Origin of the sequence: Veillonella magna (assembly GCF_959600285.1) — a bacterium.
Taxonomy (GTDB): Bacteria; Bacillota; Negativicutes; order Veillonellales; family Veillonellaceae; genus Veillonella_A; species Veillonella_A magna.
The window spans coordinates 58524-74975 of sequence record NZ_CAUGKU010000009.1 but is presented as its reverse complement, the minus strand read 5'-3'; the positions used below and the strand labels follow the sequence as shown (position 1 = coordinate 74975).

Genomic DNA, 16452 nt, shown 5'->3' with positions numbered 1-16452 from the left:
CTATTATTTCGCATCACTCTTGTCGGTAGTATCGGATGCATTACCGGAGCTGCTTTCCAGTTTTTTCTGCACCTGTTCCGTAATATCTACACCACCATACAATACGCTGTTCTTATCCATAACCACGGTAAGTCCCTTAGCATCGCCTACCGATTTAGCCGCCTCGGACACCTTAGTCTGAATGCCTTTTTGCAATTCCATCATTTTATTCTGCATTTTGCCCTGATACTCAGATGCTAATTTTGCTTTTTGCTGATCATCCATATTGGCCGATTCTTTTTGGAACTGCGTATTTAGTTCTTGCTTGTATGCATCCATCTGTTTGGTAGCTTCTGCGACTACCGGAGAATTGCCGTTCAACAGACGCGACGTATCCACAACACCAATATTGCTGGTGTCAGCTGCCATTGAAGGCGTAGCCATTTGCGTATACGCCAGGGCACCGACGCCAAGCACGAAAATCAAGGCTACCAAAAAGGAAACAATTTTTACATTTTTCTTGTTGTTAATTAAACGCATCATAGGAAAACTACCTTCTTTCTTTGTTATATACGGCCGATAACACGAAGCCAATTGTCATGCTCTGCCCATACGTATTCAAGCGTTAAATAGCTGTGCACATCATAGGACACGCCCAGCTCATTGCGATTCGGCTTAAAATCGTGTTGCAGACGCGCGTTCCAACGTCCGCCCAGCGCTTGATCCAAACGCAAACGGCCCGCACTATCACTTATATTATACTGATACGTAAGAGCTGTGTCTTCAGTTATAGCATATTTATATGAAGGGAAGATGTCCCAACTGTAATCCTCCGGATAAAAGTCGGCCTCCATATACCAACTGCCTTTGCCTTGTCGCACACCGGCATATAGGCGAAGCCCTACATTTTTCTCACTTCTGCCCGCATCGAGATAGGCTTCACCGCGGGCAATATACCGCGATGAGTCCGCAGTGATTACTACCGTTACATCCTCGCCGGCTTGCACCTTCGGTGTCATGGAAATACCGAACTGTGTCACTGCCCGACTACGATTTAATTTCATCTGCAGCTCTTCGTTTATATCCGGTACATGACGGGCAACAAATGCTACCGGCATACCTACCATCGCTTCCGCATATTGATCAAACTCACGCTTAGTAGACCAAAACACCGCCGCCGGCAATGTATTTGACACAACTTCAGCATGACCTTTCCGCACGGCTGCCCCTTGCGGAATCACATATATCGTTACCTGCGTCTCTACACCGGGATGCACTACCGTTTGCACGGCAAATTCCGGTAATCGACCGGCTAATTCATCACGTATTGTCTGCTGCGCCACTGTCGATGCCCAGTCCAGCGAATCCAACGGCAAACCGAGCAATAATTGCTCAGCCCGCGCATCAATACCATCCATATCACGCTTCACCAGCTGCCTCGCTTCCGATGAAAGCGTACCATATTCGACGGTCGTTGTAACCGACGTAACCGTATTTCCATACGGAGCAAGACGCAAATGTAACTCAGTTGTCGACCCGGGTGCCACGGTCAGCTGCCGCACATTATATCCGTACAATATGCGATCCACAATGTCTGTTGTAATTTGCCTGTATGACTGCGACTGAGACGTAATCGCATTGCTATCTTTCCCCACATAAATATGTTCGGCCGCCGCTTGAATTCCTGCTTGCATACGCTTCATGACCCCGGAGGGTATGCTGCCTCCCGCCGGTTCTATAGTAACATGAACGCGATGTATAGTTTCGGCCATCGTGTACGTGGGTATGGCGGCTATACACATAGCCGCCACTCCTATACATAATGCCTTTATTTTCATACTTAGAATTGTCCACCAAAGCTAAAGTGGAATTTTTTATCATCCTTACCGATACCATAGTCGAGACGAATCGGTCCGATAGGTGTAGTTACGCGAATACCGGCACCCACCGAAGCATTAAACGATTTATCATCATCATACCAGGTTACATGCGGTGCATCCCAAGCATCACCCACATCGGTGAATACTACGCCGGATACTTTATTCCAAATCGGGAAGCGGTATTCCAAGCTAGCGCTGTACATCTTCTTGCCGCGGAACTGATCATCTTCATATCCACGAAGGCTATCAGCACCACCTAATGTGTACAGCATGCTATACGGCACATCACCCTGCGCCCAACCTACGCGAGCACGGAATGCCAATACCTGTTTGCTGCCCACTTTTTTGTAGCTACGATATTCACCGGTAAATTTGTAGAAGTCAAAGTCACCGCCAAGGCCGTGACCTGCCCACTGGACAGTGGAGGAGATTCGTTTACCACGCGTCGGATCGTATACATTATCGCGGGAATCGTAGGTCTTCTGCCATGCGATACTGTTGGTACGACCGAAGTTATTGTCAATGTAATGATCTGTCGCAAAATTATGCCCTTGGTTAGGACCATAATCACCATCCAAATCATAACGGAAACCGCTCATTTCATCTTCGTCATACTTCCATTCATCTTTGCGGGTTTCCATAGTTACATAATCACGGGTATATTCACCGGTTTGGCGACCTAAGGAAACATTAAACCCTTTCTGTCCTTTTACGTATTCCGACACATCATTACCATGGGCATCATAATCTGTGTAAGAGTCTTCGCGGTCAAAAATACTTACGCCCAACGAAGTGGCTTTATCATCAATCCACGGACGCAAATACGATACGGAATAGTTTTTATACTTCGCCGTACCACCGATTTCCCAGTGTACCTTAATCTTATCACCGGTACCGCGCAGATTATCTTCACCGAGTTCGACGATACCAATCACACCATCGGAATCGGAATAACCGGCACCCAAAGTAATTGTCCCCGTCTTATGTTCCAGCACATCGACTTCAATAACAACACTATCCGGCGTTTTACCTTCCAAAAGGCGTACGTTAACATCATCGAAGAAGCCTAAGTTATATACTTTCTCTACCGAACGACGTACGAGGAATTTATTAAACGGCTGACCTTTCTTCTGATTCATTTCACGAAGAATTACATAATCCTTCGTCTTCTTATTACCGTGAACCGTAATGTCGTCAACAATACCTTCCGTGATATACACCGTCAACGTACCATCTTCAGCAACAGCAATATCCTTTACCCGTGCCAACATATAGCCATCGCGCTGGTAAGCCGCGTTAATCCCTTGAATGCGTTCACCGACGGCTACCGTATTCAATACGGTTCCGGGCTGTACATGAAGATAGTCCACCAAAGATTCCGTGGAGTACACCGTGTTACCTTCAAAATTAATCTTCTTGATTACCGGGTTCACCGTTACCTTATAAGCAACCTTCACGCCTTCCGGCACCTTTGTAAACACCGGATTTACTTCGGAAAATACGCCGGTACCACCGATAGCCGCAATATCCGCTTTAACGCCGTCTGCCGTTAAAGTGTCACCGATTTTTGTCACCAATACCTGGCTATATTGTTCCTGTGCTTCTGCCGGAATGCCTTCGATAGCAATACCCGACACAGTCTGTCCTACAAACGGAGCAATGTCACTATCCTGTACTGCCGAGTAGTATCTGGCTTCCGGCGTAGCAATTTCCGTCTGCACACCGGCTGCCTGCTGTTCTTCCAATTTGGCGCCTTCGCCCTTAGCTACCGTTAATACGGCCTTATCTTTAGTTGCCAAGGAGGAGTTATCCAATCGTTTTTGTGTAGCTGCTTTCTCATCGGCCTTAGCCGCTTCTTCTATACCGCCGCGTGCACGCGCAATGGCTTCTGCCGCTTGTGCATCACGTTCGGCCGCCGCTTTTTCCTTCGGCGTCATTTCTTTTGTCTGCTGGGCCTGCGCTTCGCTAACCGCTGTATTTTGCGTGGTCAAATCCGGCACTGCATTCGTTTGCGTTTGTGCATCGGCAGCCCATACGCTCGTACTGCCCATGGCCGTCAATACAGCGACCGCTAAAAATTTCTTGTAGGCTCTGCTTCGTTTCATTCTCCATCCTCCCAAACTAAATGTCGTTTTATTGGTTACTTACCGCGCAAGCTTCGTTCACCTTCGCGGATAGCTTGCTTAATTTGTGCCGTACTCACGGTCTGAGCACGTTCCGCCCTATGCGGCAATGAATCGTCTACTACAACCGGTTGCACCGGTTCGGCTACCGCATCATTGCGCTCTGTTTTTTCCTGAACCGCTTGTTCTACGGAAGAGTGTACTGCTCTCTCATCGGTTGCAGTACCCTTGTCTTCAACCTCCTTTTGTATCGGTTTCTCCACAACAACCGGCGACCTTTGTTCAGTCACTGTCGATGCTGTCGGCGGTTTAGATTCCGCCGCTGTCTCCGATTCGACGAATCGTATCGTCCAGGTGCCTCCTATGATGAGTAAGCACACACCGACTGCTATGGTCCATTTCGATAAACGCATATACGGTGATCGTTTCTTCTCACTCAAATGCTGCAACTCTGCTTTAGCCAACATCAGCTGCAATTCACCCTTCATGGAAGAATCATCCGCATATGACCGTTCAGCCTTATCAAGCCACGACTTAGCCGTGTGAATTCGTTTTTCAATAGGTCTTTCAGTACTCTTCATAGGTGCCTCCCTTCTTGCTTATACAATCGTAGGAAGCTCTCCTTTTTTGAACAACGAATTTAGTATTAAATCTTTATCATTATAGCATATGATACACATTACATTAAGTATTTCTTTTAATTTCACCTATTTTCGCCGATTATTCACGCCATGCTTTTCGTGTACGAGATAATATACCGCGCAATCGTTTTATTCCTTGCCGATGAAGGCGATAAATATAACTATGACTGGTCTCCATATCTCCGGCAACCTCTCCTACGGCTCTGTCCGCCATGTAAATTTCTTCCATGACACGACGTTCTTGCGCGGGAAGCTTGGCCAGCGCTTCCGTAACAAGGCCTTGGTAGGCGCGCTCCTCAACGGTTGCTTCCGTAGAAGGTCCCTCATCGGGAAGGCGTTCCCACCAATATTCCTCTTCATCCGGCGACCCGCCGAGCACAACACCGGAACGACCTTCTTTGCGAAGAAAATCCACAATGCGCCCTCGTATGCGATGCACTGCATAGAGCGAAAACGCAACGCCCTTTGTCACATCATACCTCTCTATGGCCTCCATCAAACCTACCGTACCTTCCTGTACACAGTCCATTACATCCGCCACCATATGACGATACTCCATGGCCTCGCGAAATACTAACGGTTGGTAATGTTCGATGATACTCATCCGCGCCTCTTCATCGCCCTCTTCATGATACCGCCGCCAAAGCTCATGCTCCTCTTCCGGAGTCAGTAATTTTATTTTTTCCAGTTCTTTCATATAATCACTGAGCACATTACCATCCTCCATTAGAACTCATATCGCCATGCTCCGCCAAAATAGGAGTGCGAATTACTATTATGCCAGCCGTTCAAGCTAAAGCTACGATTAATATCGTATCGTATACCGTACGATGTCAAATCGTTATTAATGCCGCGACTAACCGTTACCATTACATTAGGCAATAAATACTTGCCGATTTCTATATTGTAATATCCGTTTGTTTCCTTATTCGTCGGCTCGTTAGGATCTAATGAACCGGTAGTGATATTAACTAAATCCAATCCCAAGGTATTGCGTACGGCGCCTTCCACATAGCCCAGCGCCACCGATCGAAGACCGGCTGCAAGCAACGCATTGGCATCATCGGAATTAATGCTGCTATTGTTGCCGCCGCTGTAACCAAATGTTAAGAGAGAAATAATTTGTCGTTCTTCCAGGCGCGGTTCCGATGCTAATTTCAACTTCATTTCCGTAGCCGGACCTTCTACCTGTAACAGAATACGGTAGTTCTGTACATTGGCGAATGCCTTCACCTGTAAATTCGGCAAGAAGCTACCCGGAATAAATGTTGCTTTGCCTTCCATGATATTAAATCGATTATTCAAATATTTCACGGTGCCGTTGATAACTTCAAAACTGCCATCAATATCCGGTGACGCCGTTGTTCCGCCGATATGAGCACCGCCGCCGATGCGCAAATCGTAGAGCCCCGACGAATAGAGCTGTACCTTTTTACCCACATTGATAGTGAGATCCAAGCCAAACGGATTGCCCCCTTCGCTGGAAGTTAAATCCAGCGGAATGGCCATGGTCGTATTTTCTAAATCTACATGCCCTATAACGGTAGGCATACCATTAGCTTCGGCAATACCGATTTCACCATTCAAAGGTCCTTTGAAATAATCGTGCTCTACGTCCAGACCATTAAACTGTGCCAAGCCGTAGTAGTGATTAATCGAAGTCCCTTGCCAAGCCAATTCACCGGATAGCCCCATAGATCCTTTACCCATGGTGGCCGATCCCGTAAGCTCCGCTGCATGACCGTTAAATCGCAGAACGGCATTAATCGCTTCCAACGGTTTCTTCACACCTTTGATGCGCACCAAGCCATCCTTCACACCGATCGAACCTTTTACTTCCGGCTGTTCATAGCTACCGGTTATAGCCAGCTTTCCTTTGATAGGGCCTACCCCTTCACTGATGGCGGAGCTCATCATCGGTAAAACTGCTAAATCCGCTTCGCTCATATCCAAGGTAAGATTCATGGCATTACTGTCACCCGGCGGTAAATAGCCGGATGTATAAAAGGCAGCCAGCGGTACATCCCCGCTTAACCGAACCTTATATTCACCGCGCTGTCCTACCAACTGCTGAATATGAATTGTTTTATTTTCCATCGTCGCCAATGCATACGTCCGATCTACGGTTACCCCGTTAATAACAGCATTGGTTACATCCGTCGACAATTCCACTTTAGGATTTCGCGTTTCACCGGTTACGTTAGCAATGAAATTTAAATTACCTTGCAAAGGAATATTTTGGCCAGTCACCGGCGTTACCGCTTCGATTGGCACATTGCTTGCGGCAATTTGTATATCTGCCTCGCCGTCAAGATTGGCCTTGCCCTGTGCTGCCAACACGCCGTTGAGCACCGGAATGCGAAGCGTATTAATGGCTATCTGGCGATCTTGCAATGACAGATCCAAATCCGCTGTTCCCAGCACCGTATCCGCTACGGTAATATCCTTGACCGATCCTTTAACGGTAATATCCGGATTCTTAATCGTACCGCCAAAATCTACGCGGCCATGCAAGAATCCCGTCGTCTTATGTAGGGGCGCCTTCATCAGCTTGGCTAAATCGGCAATGTTACTGTTTTCTACCGTTGCATAGCCAAAGAGACGATGCTCGCCGGTAAGTGACATGCCGCCTTTAACCATAAAGTGCCCGCCATCACCGGCATCCAACGATACCTCGTTAAAATTCACTACCGTCGGATCTGCATAAATAGCGCCATGCACATTCGTCACCGGCGTGCCGTTAATGGCCACCTGTTCGGCACCTATGTTTCCTTGGAATACCGGATGCTGCAGCGTACCGCCGATATGACCTTCCGCCGTCATGTATCCGCGTACATCAGCATACTCTTTTAACCACGGTTCGAGCCAAATGGTTTCTCCTAAGAAATTAAAATCCAAGGCATTGCCTTTTACTGTACCTTCACCGGTGATGGTAGCACCGTAAGCAGATGCATTAAAGCGATGAATACGCACGCCTTGCGGGCCGTAACCGTAAGCAAATTTTATATCCGTAAAGAGCTTGCCGTATATCGATCCGTCCCAAGCGTGAACATAGCCGCGTACTACAGGCGAAGCCATTGTCCCCGTTATGTGGGTTTTCGCCGTCACCCATCCCGTAACAGGTACATCCGTTACTGCCTTGGCCACTTTTTCGATACGTGTCTTTTTCGTTTCCACGATCATGTCCATTGCTTTGTCACCGGTTAAATCAATATAGCCGTTACCTACGTAAGCACCACCGTCCGAAGTTTGTAGCGCTATAGGCGATACTGTTACTCGCTGATTTTTCAAATCGAATACAGCATAGGCACTGCTAAAGTCCATGCCGGCCGCGGAAATATCATGCACGGCCATATGCCCGTGCGCCGTAGGATTATCCATCGTGCCGGTAATGTCCGCATATACGCCGACGCGTCCTTTCAGAGGCTTACCCACATAGCCGGACAAGGCGGCTAACGGCAATTCCGATCCATTAGCGTGAATAGCAAGCTTCCTACCGTTAATCGTACCATAAGCAGTCAGTGCCCCTTCACCTAAGGTAGCATTGGCATAGGTAATGATGTAATTCCCTTGCCCGCCTGATACCTGCACATCGGCCGTATCAAATTGCAATTCTCCCGTTCCGACATGTTCGCCGTGCAAGGTAGCCTTCATAGCGGTAATATCCGCATGTTGCCCTTTCGCATACACACCGCCTGACACGGTGCCATACACCGGTTGTCCGATCACATCACTGAGTATACCTATCGGCAATGCCACTGCATTGGCGCGCACTTCAAAACTTGTATCCGTCGTATCATATAACGCCTGTCCAGTAACATGACCATCATTGATATCCGCATCAAATTCTTCGGCCTTAACTAAGCCATTCTTGTACGAAATATCTGCACCGACTTCGGTAATCGTGTATCCATCGTAACCGATATTTCGTCCTGTTACGCGCCCGTATATGTCAGGTGCTTCCGTTGTTCCTCGCACATATACCTCGCCACCGACGCGACCGGTGACACCTATATTGGCCAAGGCTGCCACATCAAGCTCATGTCCTTGTACACGCAAATTAAAACGAGGCGTATTGCCCTCCAGCGTAATGACCCCATTGGCAAACAACTGCTGATCATTAACGGCCATCCTACCGTTGGCAATCGTGACGGTATCGCCATCAAGCATAATTCGCGCATTGCCATTGCGTAGTTGATAGCTATCGTAATCAATAGCCACATCCTTAATGGTAAGCCCTCCACTGTAGCGATACACACCGTCTTCACGACGTACGGTAGCTGCTATATCGGTGGCCTTCCCGTCTGTAAGCTTGCCTTGCAAGGAAGCGGGCAACACATCATTTACATAAGAAAGCGCAATGCTCGGTGCATCGATGTACAACGAGAAGTCAGCCGCTTCATTTGCTGTATAGGAGCCTCGTAAATTTACTTTTTGTCCATCCGCAACAGCACTGATCCCGGCCTTCATTGTCGGATACTCACCAAAATCGACGGCACCATTAATCTCTTTGATAGGAAGTTCGCGACCATTGGCCAGCCGTAAATCCACTTCACTGTTTTTAACCGTCACCGTTCCTCTGTAATCCATAGAAGAGCTTTCCTTGTCCGAGCGAATTAACGACAAGATGTTCCATTCCGTTTCACTTTCTTGAACGATGCGCAGCTTAGCATCAGCTACCGTAACATCACTGATAAGCGATGCGGCCGGTGCTCCGGTCCAAAGCATAGAAACGGCCTTCCAAGGTGATACGGACACAGTGATTGACGGTACCTGCACAATCGACTGTTGCTTCCTGTCCTTCACTTCTACACCGGTAAGCTTCACCGTACCATTCCATTGGATAGCCAACGAATCATATGTCGCCGTACCATTAATAGCTGTATTTAATTGTTCTTCTATCATCGGCTTTAAATACGTTTCACCTACCGGCCTCAGTAGCTGACCGCCTCCGATAGTTAGTGCGGCGGCTGCCAACAGGGCCAAGCTGATTCGTTTTTTCTTGCTCATCCGCTAACCTCACTTACTATAAAAAAAGGTCTCCTCCTCTGGAGTCTATGCTCTTGACGGGAGGAGACCGCTAGTGAATTCGCTTATTATCTCATACTACTTAGTCTCATTTGTTACCATGTTAGCCAACTCTTGTGGCGCATTACTGTTTGCTACGATAGCAGCACCACCACCGATAGGCGTATCTACCGGTACACCCATCGCCTGTTCCAAGGTTGCTACTGCAATATTATAATTGTACAATGCATCGACGTAATTATTGCGCGCCGTGCTAAGTTTCGTTTCTGCATCGAGTACATCGAGGTTGATGCCCACGCCGGCACGATAACGAAGGGTAGCAATGCGGAAGTTTTCCTGACCTTGTTCAACGGCTACGCGCGTACTGTTAATGGTCTGTTCCGCTGCCTTCATATCAAGGTAGGCTTGATGAACCTGTAAAGCGACAGCATCAATCTGTTCTAAATTAGCTTCCTTGGCCGCTTCCAGATTTGCTTTCTGCACTTTGATGCTTTCGTTCGTAGCACCGCCGTCCCAGATACTCCATGTCACACCGGCACCGATCGTCCAGCTGTTGCTATCACCGGTACCGCTCCAGCTATCGCCGCCCCAAGATTTCGATAAGGAGCCGTCTACCGACGGCAAATGACCGGCCTTAGCCTTGTTTACATTTTCTTCTGCCTGTTTAACAGCCATGGCCGCTTCTACCAATTCTGCACGATGCAGCATCGCATAGGCACGAGCCTGTTCCAATGTCACATTGTACGGTGCATAGCCCAGTTCTCTGTCGGCCGTTTCCACCTTAGTAGCTACCGGCAAGCCAATATATTTATTCAATGTCGATTCTGCAATATCAGCGGCATTTTTAGTGCTAACCAAGTTCGTCTGCGCTTCTGCCAAGGACGTCTTCGATGCCAATACATCAGACTTAGCTACAATGCCCACCGCATACTGCTGATTAACATTCGTTAAATGTGCATCATAATCACGCACCGACTGCTGCGCAATATCTACCTTATTACGATTCATAATTAATCCGTAATAGTCCTTAGCTGCCTGCAATTTAGATGTTTGATATTGTGCTTCCAAGGCAGCACCTTTACCTTCACGGGTATAGCGAGCTGCTTCCACCGCCGCATCACGTGCTGCGCTGTAGATAGGTACCGTTACAGCAAATTGATTGCCAAAGGATTTACTAGTACCATTTTGTAACGCATTTTGCCCATTTACACTCGATCTTTTAGCATTATACTCATACCCAACACTCGGGTTCTTAGCCGCGGCCGCCTGACTCACACCGGCCTTAGCCGCTTCATAGGTCCACTGTGCCGATTTTACGCTGTGGTTATTCTGCAATGCCAAATCAATGGTGCGCGGCAAGTTAAGCGATACCTGTGTGGGAATCGCTGCATCATCGGCTATTTTAGCAGCCACCGTCTGCTGCGCCGTTGCTAATGCCTTTGCCTGATAGGATGCCAATTTACTGTCCTTTGCCTGATCGGCCGCAAATACGCCGGTAGTTGCCAGAGAAAGCACCACTGCCATGGAAAGTGCTTTTGTATTCATAGATTATTACCTCCATTATCTAAAACACACGCTTTATGCCAAAATAGTTTCCTCCGTTTTCGGCGCTATACGGTCGAACAAACTGAGCAACTGCATAGGTATCATCAAAAAGTTCAAATTCGCCACGAATCCGATACCTTTGATCGTTCGGATCCATAGCTGATAAAGAAATCATAAACGGTGAGCCGTAGCCATAATCAACGCCAATGCCTACATCGCCATCGAAAAGGCCACCGCGCAACAACCACTTATCCGTCAAGAACTTACCATAGGTAAGTTCTAAATTACCACCGTCACCAATATGCGTGCCGCCTAAGCTAACTGCCGATTGACCTGCACGAAGACGAAATTCAAAGTTGGGGCTGTATCGATCGGTTTGATTATTGTAGAGCATTTCCAGACCCGTCTGCGCCTGGAGTCCGAACTTTTTTCCCGAAGACGAGCCTCCGGATTTAGACTCCCCCGTGGCGGTATCCACCACATCGCCGCCGGTAAGGCGATTCAACTTCGTCGATAGCTGAGCCGTATTATGTAAGGTGGCTTTAATATCTGCCGCGCTTTGCGGATCCGTTACAACACCTTCCATCGAGCCGGCCATATGCTGAATGCTTTCCGTCGTTTGTTTTAAATTCGTCAAGATGGCCCGCATATCATTACCGGCCTGTCCGTCACTGTTAAACTGCTTCATGGACGAATCGAATTGGTTTGTAATGGATGCCATATCATTGGTAATTTTAACCATATTTGCCGCCATTTCATTGACATTGCCGCGATTATCCGACAGCATCGCATTCATTTGTCCCGTGAGGGCTGCCGTATTATTGGCGATCACCTCGGTGGTACGAAGCATATTTCGCAATGATGTTTGCGTCTGTTTATCGCCGATCACGGCATTGATGGAAGCCAACGTTTTATTGGCTTCCTTCATCAACTCCGATGCTTGCTGCATGGTCTTGTCAATGGCACTGTCGCCTTCACCGGTCACCGTCGCCCCGTCCTTCAGATAGGTTTGCGATTTCCCCGGTGTCACCTGTATGTACTTATCGCCTAAGATGCCGTCATTGGCCAAGGAAAACTGTGAGTCCTCCGGAATCTTTGTATCTTCTTTTATCTCCATTGCTACCGTAACACCTGTATCCGTTACGGTCATGTCCTTGATGCGCCCGATAGACACACCGGAATACTTAACTTGATTGCCCGGCTTGAGTCCGTTTACCGACTTAAACTCACCGGTAATATGCATTTGCGGTGGCTGGAACAATTCGATACGTCCCAAAAAAATGATGCACATAGCAAACAAGACGATACCGATAACTGTAAACAGCCCCACCTTAGCTTCTGTTGTCCACTTCATTTCACAAATCCCCCTACATCTTCTTCCGTTACCATATCAAGACCATGGATGAATTGCTGTACCAACGGATTCTTCGACTGTTTAAATTCTTCCGTCGGTGCCACCTCCACGAAATGGCCCTGATGAAGAAGAGCTACTCGATCGGCTACATAAAACGCCGACTCCATATCATGGGTAACTACAATAGAGGTGCAATGCAAGTGAGCCTGCATACTGCGTATTAAACGACTGATCGTGCCGGATGTAATCGGATCCAGCCCCGATGTGGGTTCATCGTACAAAACGATAGTAGGATTTTGTGCAATAGCCCTTGCCAAGCTAATTCGCTTTTTCATCCCGCCGGACAGCTCATTGGGCATGTATGCCTCTGTGCCCGGTAAACCGACTAACGCTAATTTTTCTTTTACAGCTGCCTGTATATCCGCTTCGGAAGCATCTGTATGTTGTCGTAAACCAAATGCTACATTTTCGCCGACTGACATCGAATCGAACAAAGCGGAGTACTGGAATACCATCCCCATCTTTTGTCGTACCCGATTAAACTCGTCCTCCGTCAAGGTAGTAATATCCACATCATCTACCCAAATGTGTCCCGCATTAGGTCTCTGCAATCCGATAATTAGCTTCAAGATGGTACTTTTTCCGGCACCGCTTCCGCCAAGCACTGCCAATGTTTCGCCGTCATTGATGGTTAGATTAACCTTGTCCAGTATGACGCGCTCATCATAGGCAACCACCACATCTTCCAATCGTATCATTCGTTGCTCCACCCTCGCATATGTTACACGCTTACATCATTACGGCTAACACCGTTGATGTTCATTACCAAATTCACTCTTCTATCTCATTATTAACCCGTCATTCCAAGTCCATAGCAGTCATTACCCGAGGTAGGAACCCCGTTAAGCTTAGCTAGAATACGTATATAAAAGCGTATGTAAACGCTTATATATTAATACAATAATAAGGATAAGAAATAATTTAATACAAACACTAATATAATGCTGGTCACTACCGAGCTTGTTGTCGCATTACCGACAGCGGCAGCTCCCATCTTAGTATACATTCCTTTATAAGAACCTACCAAAGCAATTACCGCACCGAACACGCTGGCTTTAATAAGGCCATAGGTGAGGTCACTCATAACCGCAAAGATTTGAATAGAGTCGGTATACGTCATACCGGCCAGTCCCTTCACCATGGTAGCTACGAAATAGCCGCCGCCAATACCAATGATAACACCGTAAAACGCCAAGATAGGAACCATGATCATACATGCAATAACGCGGGGAACTACCAGATAACCGATAGGATTCACCGCCATAACTTTTAACGCATCAATCTGTTCCGTGACGCGCATCGTTCCCAGCTCCGCCGTAATGGCTGCACCTACGCGTCCGGCCAAGACAACGCCGACCAATACAGGTCCCAGTTCACGTCCCATAGCAATGGCCATGATGCCACCGACGGTACCTTGCGCACCATACCGAATCAATATGTCCGTAATTTGCAACGTCATTACCGCACCGGCAAATAACAACGTCAACCCAATGATAGGCAGGGAGTCTACACCAAGATGAGCCATTTGTCTGATGACGTGCCACCAATTCACGTGACGCAACTGACGAAATGTTTGCCCAATCAAAATGACCGCTTCGCCACATTGTTCCAAACTATGAATAACAAAGCGACCGATACTCTCTAACAAATTCACGCCCCCTTCCTATAATTGCTACGTTTGATTTTACCACAAAACTACACCCCTTGTCACCAGTACCACAAGCAATTCACTGGCCTTACCGGCCCTTCTTACACTACCCCTATACCGGTTAATTTTATTATTCGCTTCTATTGTACACCATCTTAACTGAATGCTTAATGAAATTTTTTATAAATACTAAAAATTTACTACGCCCAATACAAAAAGACAAACTCTCTCTTCTATCAGACTACTATAGTATTAGCATTTTTTCATATACAAAATATCATATTGTCTTACATTTTTAGAATTTTGTCCGTACTTTTTAAGTCTACACTATGACATAATGGATAGAGTAGTAGTAGTTTTAAAGGGGAGTGTGTTCATGGATACAGAAAAAGAAGATCGTCGTTTATTACAGTCGGCACTGACCCGCGAAACAATAAAGGATGCATTTTTGAAATTACGGTCCACCATGTCTTTTTCTAAGATACGGGTAACCAACATCTGCTCGGAAGCGCACATCACGCGAACCACATTTTATTATCACTATTGTGATATTTTTAAAGCGGTAAATCAAAAATTATGTTGGGCCGATGGTGACGACTATTATAAAATCCAAATGGTATTATTGCGTTTTATCTTAGGTGGCTACAAAGCCTTGTTCTCTCACAATTCTAGTAGCAACAATGTCAGCATCGGAAAATTACTGCACACGTCATCACTCACTGCGTTTGATACAGCGAAGGATGACTCTTCCCCCAAAAAAAATAATAAAAAAGCAGTGATGCCCATCAGCATCACCGCTTTTTGTACGTTATTCCTCTTCTTCCGGAAGCTCTGCGTTGTGATATACATCCTGCACATCATCAAGCTCATCCAAAGCATCCAACAAGCGCTGCATCTTTTCGGCTGCTTCGCCTTCAAGCGACACATTGCTGTCAGGTACCATAGTAATCTTGCTTACTTCCGTTTCAATATTTGCTTCGGCCAATGCACTTTCAACGGCATCGTAATCTTCCGGAGCTGTATAAATGACAAAGGAGTCTTCTTCCGTTTTCAAATCTTCCGCGCCGGCTTCCAATGCCAAGAGAGTCAACTCTTCTTCGTCATGACCTTCCGCGTCGATAACGAATACACCTTTGCGCTGGAACATCCAAGCAACACAACCGGTTTCACCCATGTTACCGCCGTTTTTGGAAAATGCGTGACGCACATCCGCTGCCGTACGATTGCGATTATCTGTCAAACATTCAACCGTAAGCGCCGCACCGCCGGGGCCATACCCTTCATAGGTAATTTCTTCATAGCTATCCATATCCGTTGCGCCTACACCTTTGGCGATAGCACGCTGGATATTGTCCTTAGGAATATTATTTTCACGCGCCTTCTGCAATGCTAATTTAAGACGCATATTACCCACCGGGTCACCACCGCCCATACGAGCTGCTACCGTAATTTCACGGCTGATTTTCGTCGTAATCTTTGCTTTCAGCGCATCGGTTTTGCCCTTTTTGTGCTTAATGTTTGCCCATTTTGAATGTCCGGACATACGTTACCTCCTACTTCTTAGCCCACCAAGCCTCGCCGCGCAACCGATCCAAAATAATGGATACCGCACTGCGTACCGACAAATGGTTGTATTCGCCGGGACCGTAAATAGGCTCTAAAATATAATCAAACTCCTGCATGGTTTCTTTCGTCATACCATAACCGGTACCAAATAATACTAACACAGGGCGGTCGCCTTTTTCAAGCGTTTCCCGCATCCACGCATAACTTACCGTATTATCGTAGGTCCGTGCATCGGTAGTAACAATCAGTGGCTTTACCCCTTCGGCCGCTTCCACCTGTTCCACGGCACTACGAATGGACGATACTAATTCCACACCGGCAAAGGCATCCTTTCGATCCGGATTATAGGTGCTGCCAAATCCCGTCTGCCAATGAGACATAATCGTCTTAGCCAATTCGCGCTGCGCCGGAATATTGTGAACTACAAAATATTTTTTTACTTCGTAGGTTGTCGCCGCACGGGCAATGTCATGTATATCATAATTTGTAATGGCCGTAGTGATAACCTCATAGTGCTTGTTATAAATGGGATAATGCACTAACCCAATATATAAATTTGCCATATCCTTACCCCTGTTTCTGTCAAAAACAAGTTGAGGCTACATGGATAACCATGCTCCACACAGCC

At 47.0% G+C, this 16452-nt stretch carries 12 protein-coding genes; all 12 read right to left on the bottom strand.

Annotated elements, in window-relative coordinates; translation table 11 throughout:
* Window positions 1-3: 3 nt before the first annotated feature.
* The 12 genes from Q5873_RS06505 to Q5873_RS06450 all read right to left on the bottom strand — a co-directional run bounded on the left by Q5873_RS06505 (window position 4) and on the right by Q5873_RS06450 (window position 16387).
* Complete coding sequence (locus Q5873_RS06505; RefSeq protein ID WP_303059967.1) at window positions 4-522, bottom strand: OmpH/Skp family outer membrane protein; 519 nt, start codon at window positions 520-522, stop codon at window positions 4-6.
* Between the two features lie 23 nt (window positions 523-545).
* Entirely contained in the window at window positions 546-1781 is a 1236-nt protein-coding gene (locus Q5873_RS06500; RefSeq protein ID WP_303059965.1) for a hypothetical protein, read from the bottom strand.
* Window positions 1782-1819: 38 nt separating this feature from the next.
* Window positions 1820-3964 carry a BamA/OMP85 family outer membrane protein gene (locus Q5873_RS06495; protein ID WP_303059963.1) on the bottom strand — a complete coding sequence of 715 codons (2145 nt, stop codon included), beginning with the start codon at window positions 3962-3964 and terminating at the stop codon, window positions 1820-1822.
* A 35-nt stretch (window positions 3965-3999) separates the two neighbouring features.
* Entirely contained in the window at window positions 4000-4563 is a 564-nt protein-coding gene (locus Q5873_RS06490) for a hypothetical protein (protein ID WP_303059961.1), read from the bottom strand.
* Between the two features lie 139 nt (window positions 4564-4702).
* Complete coding sequence (locus Q5873_RS06485) at window positions 4703-5350, bottom strand: sigma-70 family RNA polymerase sigma factor (protein ID WP_303059959.1); 648 nt, start codon at window positions 5348-5350, stop codon at window positions 4703-4705.
* Entirely contained in the window at window positions 5350-9633 is a 4284-nt protein-coding gene (locus tag Q5873_RS06480; protein WP_303059957.1) for a translocation/assembly module TamB domain-containing protein, read from the bottom strand. Before Q5873_RS06480 ends, Q5873_RS06485 begins: the two co-directional genes overlap by 1 nt.
* 96 nt (window positions 9634-9729) lie before the next feature.
* Complete coding sequence (locus Q5873_RS06475) at window positions 9730-11196, bottom strand: TolC family protein (protein WP_303059955.1); 1467 nt, start codon at window positions 11194-11196, stop codon at window positions 9730-9732.
* 19 nt (window positions 11197-11215) lie between these two features.
* A complete protein-coding gene (locus Q5873_RS06470; protein ID WP_303059954.1) occupies window positions 11216-12550 on the bottom strand; it encodes an MlaD family protein in 1335 nt (444 codons plus the stop codon).
* Window positions 12547-13308: an ABC transporter ATP-binding protein gene (locus Q5873_RS06465; RefSeq protein WP_028255034.1), complete on the bottom strand. Its 762-nt coding sequence runs from the start codon at window positions 13306-13308 to the stop codon at window positions 12547-12549. Before Q5873_RS06465 ends, Q5873_RS06470 begins: the two co-directional genes overlap by 4 nt.
* Window positions 13309-13502: 194 nt before the next feature.
* A complete protein-coding gene (locus Q5873_RS06460; protein ID WP_028255033.1) occupies window positions 13503-14264 on the bottom strand; it encodes an MlaE family ABC transporter permease in 762 nt (253 codons plus the stop codon).
* 802 nt (window positions 14265-15066) lie between these two features.
* Entirely contained in the window at window positions 15067-15801 is a 735-nt protein-coding gene (locus Q5873_RS06455; RefSeq protein WP_028255032.1) for a YebC/PmpR family DNA-binding transcriptional regulator, read from the bottom strand.
* Window positions 15802-15811: 10 nt separating this feature from the next.
* On the bottom strand, window positions 15812-16387 hold the full coding sequence (locus Q5873_RS06450) for an RNA methyltransferase (RefSeq protein WP_303059950.1): 576 nt from the start codon (window positions 16385-16387) through the stop codon (window positions 15812-15814).
* Window positions 16388-16452: the final 65 nt, after the last annotated feature.

Excerpts from the sequence above, each read along its gene's own strand:
- Q5873_RS06505 (WP_303059967.1), bottom strand. The coding sequence starts at position 522 with ATGATGCGTTTAATTAACAACAAGAAAAATGTAAAAATTGTTTCCTTT.
- Q5873_RS06500 (WP_303059965.1), bottom strand. The coding sequence starts at position 1,781 with ATGTGTATAGCCGCCATACCCACGTACACGATGGCCGAAACTATACAT.
- Q5873_RS06495 (WP_303059963.1), bottom strand. The coding sequence starts at position 3,964 with ATGAAACGAAGCAGAGCCTACAAGAAATTTTTAGCGGTCGCTGTATTG.
- Q5873_RS06490 (WP_303059961.1), bottom strand. The coding sequence starts at position 4,563 with ATGAAGAGTACTGAAAGACCTATTGAAAAACGAATTCACACGGCTAAG.
- Q5873_RS06485 (WP_303059959.1), bottom strand. The coding sequence starts at position 5,350 with ATGGAGGATGGTAATGTGCTCAGTGATTATATGAAAGAACTGGAAAAA.
- Q5873_RS06480 (WP_303059957.1), bottom strand. The coding sequence starts at position 9,633 with ATGAGCAAGAAAAAACGAATCAGCTTGGCCCTGTTGGCAGCCGCCGCA.
- Q5873_RS06475 (WP_303059955.1), bottom strand. The coding sequence starts at position 11,196 with ATGAATACAAAAGCACTTTCCATGGCAGTGGTGCTTTCTCTGGCAACT.
- Q5873_RS06470 (WP_303059954.1), bottom strand. The coding sequence starts at position 12,550 with ATGAAGTGGACAACAGAAGCTAAGGTGGGGCTGTTTACAGTTATCGGT.
- Q5873_RS06465 (WP_028255034.1), bottom strand. The coding sequence starts at position 13,308 with ATGATACGATTGGAAGATGTGGTGGTTGCCTATGATGAGCGCGTCATA.
- Q5873_RS06455 (WP_028255032.1), bottom strand. The coding sequence starts at position 15,801 with ATGTCCGGACATTCAAAATGGGCAAACATTAAGCACAAAAAGGGCAAA.
- Q5873_RS06450 (WP_303059950.1), bottom strand. The coding sequence starts at position 16,387 with ATGGCAAATTTATATATTGGGTTAGTGCATTATCCCATTTATAACAAG.